Annotated in this window: 8 protein-coding genes and 1 pseudogene; 7 read left to right on the top strand and 2 right to left on the bottom strand. The window is 61.5% G+C overall.

Translation table 11 applies throughout. The annotated features are described in order from the left end of the window. From A2J01_RS04250 to A2J01_RS04260, 3 genes are all read left to right on the top strand, one after another. Complete coding sequence (locus A2J01_RS04250; protein WP_064112065.1) at nucleotides 1–666, top strand: YceI family protein; 666 nt, start codon at nucleotides 1–3, stop codon at nucleotides 664–666. Nucleotides 667–789: 123 nt separating this feature from the next. Then, on the top strand, nucleotides 790–1,140 hold the full coding sequence (locus A2J01_RS04255; protein WP_003943804.1) for a YidH family protein: 351 nt from the start codon (nucleotides 790–792) through the stop codon (nucleotides 1,138–1,140). After that, nucleotides 1,141–1,479: a DUF202 domain-containing protein gene (locus A2J01_RS04260; RefSeq protein WP_064112067.1), complete on the top strand. Its 339-nt coding sequence runs from the start codon at nucleotides 1,141–1,143 to the stop codon at nucleotides 1,477–1,479. Here the strand turns inward: A2J01_RS04260 and A2J01_RS04265 are convergent. Further along, nucleotides 1,445–2,386 (bottom strand): sterol desaturase family protein, encoded by a 942-nt coding sequence (locus A2J01_RS04265; RefSeq protein ID WP_003943902.1) that lies wholly within the window; start codon nucleotides 2,384–2,386, stop codon nucleotides 1,445–1,447. The genes A2J01_RS04260 and A2J01_RS04265 overlap by 35 nt on opposite strands. A gap of 128 nt (nucleotides 2,387–2,514) precedes the next feature. Here A2J01_RS04265 and A2J01_RS04270 point away from each other — a divergent pair, with 128 nt between their 5' ends. Next, complete coding sequence (locus A2J01_RS04270) at nucleotides 2,515–2,970, top strand: RrF2 family transcriptional regulator (protein ID WP_003943908.1); 456 nt, start codon at nucleotides 2,515–2,517, stop codon at nucleotides 2,968–2,970. Between the two features lie 12 nt (nucleotides 2,971–2,982). Here A2J01_RS04270 and A2J01_RS04275 read toward each other — a convergent pair whose 3' ends face one another. Then, a complete protein-coding gene (locus tag A2J01_RS04275; protein WP_020968182.1) occupies nucleotides 2,983–4,092 on the bottom strand; it encodes a GGDEF domain-containing protein in 1,110 nt (369 codons plus the stop codon). 250 nt (nucleotides 4,093–4,342) lie between these two features. On the opposite strand from A2J01_RS04275, the gene A2J01_RS04280 reads away from it, so the two are divergent. The 3 genes and pseudogenes from A2J01_RS04280 to A2J01_RS04290 form a co-directional block, all read left to right on the top strand. Beyond that, nucleotides 4,343–4,972 (top strand): TetR/AcrR family transcriptional regulator, encoded by a 630-nt coding sequence (locus A2J01_RS04280; protein ID WP_007731646.1) that lies wholly within the window; start codon nucleotides 4,343–4,345, stop codon nucleotides 4,970–4,972. A gap of 71 nt (nucleotides 4,973–5,043) precedes the next feature. Further along, nucleotides 5,044–7,398: an MMPL family transporter gene (locus A2J01_RS04285; protein WP_064112069.1), complete on the top strand. Its 2,355-nt coding sequence runs from the start codon at nucleotides 5,044–5,046 to the stop codon at nucleotides 7,396–7,398. A 114-nt stretch (nucleotides 7,399–7,512) separates the two neighbouring features. After that, nucleotides 7,513–7,737, top strand: a pseudogene (locus A2J01_RS04290) (ABC transporter ATP-binding protein); the annotation flags it as partial.

The following is a 7,737-nucleotide window of genomic DNA, read 5'->3' on the forward strand; positions in this document are numbered from 1 at the left end:
ATCGGCGGAGCAGTAGTTGTGGTCGTACTCGCCCTGCTCGTGGGGCCGTGGGCGTACGGGAAGTTCATCGCTGAAGACGATGCACCGGCGGCCGTGGTGTCCACTGAGGGCGCGGAGGCGGCGTCCGGATCGATCGACGGGCAATGGACCGTCGTCGCCGGGCAGGGGGACAACCAGACGGCAGCTGGGTACACCGTGCACGAGATTCTCAACGGATCGAGTGTGACCGTCGTCGGAACCACCGGCGAGGTGAGCGGAAACGCGGTTGTCGAGGGTGAAAAGCTCACTTCCGGCGAAGTGACGGTGCAGGTGGCAAGCATCAAGACCGACTCGGATCGGCGGGACGGCCAGTTCACGGGCAATGTGATGGATACCAGCACGTATCCGACGGCGACGTTCACGATCGACTCGCCGGTGGACTTGTCTGCTGTACCGACGGACGGAACAACGGCGACGGTCACGGTGTCAGGAACGCTGACGCTCAAGGGTCAGTCCAAGCCGGTGTCGGTCGACATGACCGTGCTGCATTCGGGTGATTCGCTGATCGCATCGGGCTCGATTCCGGTCACCTGGACCGATTTCGGAGTCGAGCCTCCGTCCCTCGGTTTCGTCACCGTCGACGGCAGCGGCTCGGTGGACTTCCTGGTCTCACTCGCCGCGAGCTGAATTACGTCCACCCGATTCGCACTGCTTCGGGGCGGGCAGGGAAGATTAAGGACATGACCTTCCTTTCTTCTTGTCCGCTCCGAAGGCAGTGTGCGATCTCTGCCCGGACGGAATGAACAGGTGATGCCCCGGTGGAGACCGTTCCGGACGGGCGAAGACCCCGATCCACGGTTCACGCTCGCCAATGAGCGGACATATCTGGCTTGGATCCGCACTGCAACGGCCTTCGTCGCGTCGGGCGTCGGACTCGAAGCGTTCGGCGGCGACATTCTCAATCCGACGGTTCGATCCGGCTTGGCCGCGTTGTTGCTCGTCGGCGGTGCTCTGATCGCCATCACTTCCTTTGTCCACTGGATCAGCGCCGAGCGTGCACTGCGAACTGAGCGCTCGTTGCCGGTGCCGCTCATGGCGCCGGTCGTCGGCATCGTGCTGGTGATCTGCGCGACCGTCCTGGTGGTCGAGGTCGTGAACTGATTGACCGCGCTGGAACCGTCGGAAGGTGTCAAGCCTCCGGACAAGGGCTTGCAGTCCGAGCGCACATCGCTCTCGTTCGTGCGTACGAGTCTGTCGATCCTCGGCTTGTCTGCCGCCTGTCTGAGATGGTTGCCGCCGTTCGGGTCGGTGGCCCTGATCGGCCCGTCCGTCGCTGCCGTGCTCGTCGTCGCGGTGACGGTCTACGAACGTCGGTCGCGGCCCAGCCGGTTGGCCCAGTTTTCGGCCGAAAAGGCAACGCCCGCTTTGGGTATGGGAGCAACTCTCGCGGTCGCTCTGCTCCTGCTCAGTGCGACGGGGCTGTGGATTCTGCTGAAGTGACCTCGGCTTTCGGCGCCCAGCCGGGCGGGCCGAACACGTAGCCGGCTCGCTGCCGCCACGATGTCGACGCCTTCCAATCACGAGCAATGGCAGCATATTCGCGCGTTTGGAGCTTCCAGATGTTGTACGTTCCGACCGGCGTCGTGAGTCCGTAGGTGGGCCGGTGGGTTTCGGCTGCGAAGGTTCCGAACATCCGGTCCCAGATGATGAGGATTCCGGCGTAGTTGCGGTCGAGGTACTCGGCGTCGGAGCCGTGGTGGACGCGATGGTGTGACGGCGTGTTGAAGATGAATTCGATGGGCCGCCAGAGTTTTCCGACACGTTCGGTGTGGACGAAGAACTGGTAGACGAGGCTGACGGAGAAGCCGACGAACACCATCCACGGCGGGATCCCGAGGAACGGCAACGGCAACCACATGATGATCTCACCGCTGTTGTTCCACTTCTGCCGCAGTGCGGTGCTGAAATTGAAGTACTCGCTCGAATGGTGAGCCTGGTGTGTGGCCCAGATGACTCGAACTCGGTGTGCGATGCGGTGATACGCGTAATAGAGGACGTCGATTCCGAGCAGCAGGATCACCCAGGTGTACCAGGCAGTCGGCGAGAGGTGCCACGGAGCGAGATACACCCAGATTGCGGAATAGCCGATCAGCGCCAGCACTTTCCAGAAGGTGCTCGTTGCGATCGACACGAGTCCGAGTAGAACGCTGGTTCTGGCGTCGACGCTTCGGTAGCCGCCCTGTGCCGGCCGTGCGCGTCCGTCGGCGTCGTCGGGATGATCTTCGAGCGCACGGGCCGCGAACCATTCGATTGCGAGGAAGATGACAAACGCGGGGATTGCGAGCGTAACGGGATCATGAAGCGGTTCGAGCAGTGACTTCCATGATTCGAGAAGGGTTTCCCACACGCGATTTGTCCTGTTCTCCAGCTCTGATCGTTACATCATGCATCAAAATGTAACGTCAGGGAACCCTTTGCGGCGAAGAACTCGCAGGTTTGTTGCGACTATTCATAGAACGATGGTAGGAATTGCCGGTGCATATCACCGCGAAGGTGGACTACGCCGTGCGGACTCTGGTCGAGCTCGCGGCAGTTGGTCCTGACCCGGCCAAGGCCGAGTTTCTCGCCAAATCCCAGGTAATACCCCACAAGTTCCTGGAAGCGGTGCTCTCGGACCTGCGGCGCGGCGGCTTGGTCAACAGCCGTCGAGGCCCGGACGGGGGATACTGGCTCGCTCGGTCCGCGGACGAGATCACGATTGCCGACGTCATACGAGCTGTCGAAGGACCGCTGGCTTCGATTCGGGGTCAGCGACCGGAAGACGTCGACTACGGGGGACCGGCAACGCCCCTCAAGGAGGTGTGGATTGCAGTGCGAGTCAACCTCCGTGCTGTGCTCGAAAATGTCACACTCACCGATGTTGCAGGTGGCGAGTTGCCCGAGTTCATTCACGAACTGACGGCAGATCCCGAGGCGTGGAATCGGCGCTGATACAGCCCGGTTTCAGTGTGCCCGTCGACGCGGAACTGCCATAGGAGCAGTGTTCGCGGTGTTGCCTCCCGCGGATTTTGCGTCGTACATCAGATGATCGGCCGCAACGATTGCTCGGGAGAACTCGTTGTAGTCGAACTCTTCCTGATGTGGGATGAAAGGTAGCGTCGCTGCGCCGACGCTGACCGTGGCCAGGGGGTCGTCGGAGGCGTTCACCACGGCTTTGGGGAGCGTCGCGATTCGTTTGCGAAGTCCGTACGGAGTACCGATCATCACAACGGTGAACTCCTCGCCGCCGGTGCGCGCGGCGTAACCGAAACCGTTCACATGCGCCTGCAGGCGCGTTCCGGTCCGGATGATGACGGCGTCACCGACTTCGTGGCCGAACGTGTCGTTCACCGCCTTGAACTTGTCGATGTCGACGACGGCAACAGCAATGTCGGCACGATTTGCCGACGCGACCGACCAGATGCGCTCCGACATGTCCCACAGTCCTCGTCGGTTCAACAGGCCGGTAAGCGCATCCACTTTGGATCCCGTTGCGCGCGCGAGTAATTGCCGCCAGGTGAACTGAATCGTGGCCGGAATGAAGATCACGGCACACAGGACGACGTCCGTGCGTGCGATCACGCTGGTTGTCGAGTAGTCGCCGTTCGTCAGGCCGAGCACCGTCAGGGCGATGACAAATGTCGTGGCAAAGGCGAGATGGAAGGCCAACCAGCGGTAATCGAGAAAATAGGTGAAGTAGGCGCCGGTGGCGACAAAGAGTGCCGCGCCGAAGAGGGCGGCGTTATGGCTGGTGAAGGTGATGAGAACCGAGGCAGTTCCGAGATCCGCCCACAGTCCGTAGAGCTTGAGCATGCGTGAACCTCTGATTCGGCCGACAAACCAGAGAATCGTAGGGATCAGGTTGACGGCCGCAATGCCGACGAGCCAACTGCGCGCAAACGGTCCGTCCGGGCCCTCTCCGCTGAGGAGAAACAGGAACGCCACGATCGAGAAATTGAGTGAGCAGAACCCGATGGTGAGACGGACGAGACGTAGTACGGAGCCTCGTCCGGACTTCGATCCCCACAGCATCACCGTGGACGAAACCGGCCAGGTGTGCAGGAGCGGGTCCATCAGATTCTTTCGCCGAGCAAATTACGGTTAATTCACCGCAAAGTATGTCAGGCCATGTTGATTCACGCGTCAACTTGGCAGGGGGCGTCAGGCGGTGGAGTTGCTCGCAACTCTCTCTGTCGCGCTGTTCAGGCATTTGCCGTGCGTGAGTGTGAGGTACGCCTCGAGTTTCCGTGCCGTGTGTTCGATCGCACAATATTGCAGACCTCTGCAAAGTTGCAGAGCTCTGCAAGTTCGGTACCGTGTTGGGGTGATCATCGAACAAGGCCTTCGTGACCGCAAGAAGGCAGCAACCCGTGCCGCACTCAGCGGCGCGGCAGCACGGCTCGCTCGTGCGCTGGGGATCGAATGCGTCACCGCTGACGCAATCGCCTCCGAGGCCGGAGTGTCGACGAGGACGTTCCACAACTACTTCTCCAGCAAGGAGGAGGCAGTGCTCGCCAGTTTCGAGGAATCGGTGAACCTGTGGATCGAGGCGCTTGCGTCACGGCCCGCGGACGAACCAATTCTCGACGTCCTCGAAGAACTTGTGGTCGAAATCGTGAACGACTCAGGTCCGAGTGGGAGTGAGAAGGCAAGTATCTGGCTGCTGTCGGATTCGAGTCCCGCGCTCTACCGGGATGCCGCAGACATGCATCAGCGGATCAACCGTGCAGTCGTTCAGGCATTGGCGGAACGCACCGGTACCGACGCCGAGAAGGACCTGTACCCGACGCTCCTCCTGGGAGCGGTGGGCGGAGCCGCGAAATCGGTGATCGACGTCTGGACTGGCGGAAAGTCGGAGGCTTCCAGTCCGGAAGAGTTGGTTCACGACGCTTTTCGGCAGATTCGTGCCGGGTTGCCCGCGCCGCCGCCTGCCCCTGAGATGTCGCGTCCCTGAGATGTCTCGTCTCTGAGCCCCACACGTAATACCTGTCCACGTACACGCACCGAAACAGCAAGGAGCCCGTCGTGGCCACCTATCTTTATCGGATCGGCAAGTTCGCCTACCGGCGAAAAGGCGCGGTCCTCAGCGTTTGGCTGATAATCCTGGTCCTGATGGGCGTCGGGGCAGCGACTCTGTCCGGCCCCACCAAGGACTCGTTCTCCATTCCGGGAACCCCGGCGCAGCAGGCGCAAGACCTGATGGCGGAGCGTTTTCCCGACGCGCCCAATCCAATGGATTCGCTGAGCGCGCGATACGTCGTGCAAGCTCCGGCAGGCACGACGCTGGCCGATCCGGCGAACGTCAAGGCCATGGACGAGATGCTCGCGAGTATTCGTGGCATCGACAAGGTCGCCGACTCTGCCAAGGTGGACCCGGCGACTGCCACTCCGGAACAGGCCGCGAAGGCGTTGGTCAATCCGGTTACCGGCAACGACTCCATGGTTGCGATGTTCAAGGAAAAGGCTGCTGCGGCTGGAACTTCCGAGACACAGGCCGTGGACGACGCGCGTGCGTTGTCGCCGCTCAGTGCCGACGGCACAGTCGGGTACGTCGAGGTTCCGTTCAGCGGTGACTTCGCCGATCTCGATCAGGCGTTGCGTGATTCGATCAACTCCGCAGCCGATGTCGGTCGGGCCGAGGGACTCAACGTCCAGGTCAGTGGTTCTGCTGCTCAGGAAGCGGAGATGCCCGGTGGTGTCACCGAGCTGATCGGTATCGCCGTTGCCGCAGTCGTTCTGGCCATCACGTTCGGTTCGCTTGTGGCCGCGGGGCTTCCGCTCCTCACCGCGATCATCGGTATCGCTATCGGCAGCCTCGGAATCACGGTTGCCACCGGATTCATGGATCTCAGTTCGATGACTCCGACGTTGGCGATCATGATCGGTCTGGCCGTGGCGATCGACTACTCGCTGTTCATCATGTCCAGGTTCAGGCATGAGCTCACCCTTACCGACAACCGTGCCGAAGCAGCAGGTCGCGCCGTCGGAACCGCCGGTTCCGCAGTGGTATTCGCTGGTTTGACGGTCATCATCGCGCTGGTTGCATTGCGCGTCGTCGGCATCCCGTTCCTCTCCGATATGGGTGCGGCAGCGGCCTTTACCGTGCTGATCGCGGTTCTGATCGCCTTGACCTTGCTGCCTGCGATCCTGGGTATGTTCGGACGCAAGGCTTTTGCCGGCAAGATTCCCTTCCTCAGCAAGCGCGCTGAGGAGTCCGAAGACGAAGATTCGGGCAAGCCGAAGTTGGCTCTGCGCTTCATCAGTGCCGTCGTCCGTCGTCCGCTCGTGCCGCTGATCGGTGGAGTAGTGCTTCTGGGCGCATTGGCTCTGCCCGCAACGGGATTGAGCCTGGCACTGCCGTCGGAGGCCACCGGTGACCCGGCGACCAGTGCGCGTCAGGCATACGACCTGATCGACGAGGGCTTCGGTGACGGTCGCAACGGACCGCTCATCGCCGTTGTCGACGCGAAGGGGGCCAGCGTTCCCGCCGGGGAGGCCTTTGCGGAGGTCGTCTCGACCATCTCGAGCTTCGATGACGTCCAGAACGCACAGGTCGTCGGGGTCAACGAGGCCGGCGAGACCGCGCAGGTACTGATCACTCCGAAGAGTGGTCCGACCGACCCCGCCACGATGGATCTGGTGTCCAGCCTTCGTGGAGCCGAAGGCGGACTCAACGATTCGATCGGCGTCAGCTACGGCATCACCGGTCAGACCGCACTCGAAGGCGACGTTTCGGACACGCTGAAGGATGCATTGGTGCCCTACCTGGCCGTCGTCGTCGGCCTTGCATTCATCTTGTTGCTCTTGGTGTTCCGTTCGATCCTGGTTCCGCTGACGGCGACGCTCGGCTTCCTGCTCAGCGTGCTCGCGACATTCGGTGCGACGGTGGCGATCTTCCAGCACGGTTGGTTGGGCATCATCTCGAACCCGCAACCACTCGTGAGTTTCATGCCGATCTTCCTGATCGGTGTGGTGTTCGGACTCGCGATGGACTACCAGGTGTTCCTCGTGACGCGTATGCGTGAGGAGTACGTCCACGGCGCGAGCGCGAAGGAGGCCGTGACCATCGGCTTCAACCATGGCGCCCGGGTCGTCAGTGCGGCTGCGGTCATCATGATCTCCGTGTTCGGTGCCTTCATCGCGGAACCGAACTCGTTCATCAAGTCGATCGGCTTCGCGCTTGCCGCGGCGGTGTTCTTCGACGCCTTCATCGTGCGCATGGTGATCATCCCGTCCGTCATGGCACTGCTCGGCGACAAGGCGTGGTGGTTGCCGAAGTGGCTGGACAAGATTCTGCCGAACGTCGACATCGAGGGCGAGAAGCTCAGCAAGGCCCTCCGTGAAGAAAAGGAAGCGGAGCTTCAGTCCGCATCTGCTTGATCTCTGCTGTGCGCCTTTATTAACCCCCCGCGGTTAATAAAGGCGCACAGCAGTTTTTGTGTATCGAAATATCCAGCGGCACATGTCGGCCAGGATTGGTAACCTTCGCTCACTATGCTGATCAGGCTGCTGCGCACTTATCTGACGCCGTACCGGGGTGAACTCACGGGCGTTGTCGTCCTGCAGTTTATTTCGACTATGGCGGCCCTTTACCTTCCGAGTCTCAACGCCGACATCATCGACAACGGCGTGACGAAAGGCGACACCGGCTACATCCTCTCCACCGGCGGGATGATGCTGATGGTCACGCTCACGCAGATCCTGTGCTCGGTGGGTGCC

The sequence above is a fragment of the Rhodococcus sp. EPR-134 genome, from assembly GCF_001647205.1.
GTDB lineage: Bacteria > Actinomycetota > Actinomycetes > Mycobacteriales > Mycobacteriaceae > Rhodococcus_F > Rhodococcus_F qingshengii.

Excerpts from the sequence above, each read along its gene's own strand:
- A2J01_RS04255 (WP_003943804.1), top strand. The coding sequence starts at position 790 with ATGCCCCGGTGGAGACCGTTCCGGACGGGCGAAGACCCCGATCCACGG.
- A2J01_RS04275 (WP_020968182.1), bottom strand. The coding sequence starts at position 4,092 with ATGGACCCGCTCCTGCACACCTGGCCGGTTTCGTCCACGGTGATGCTG.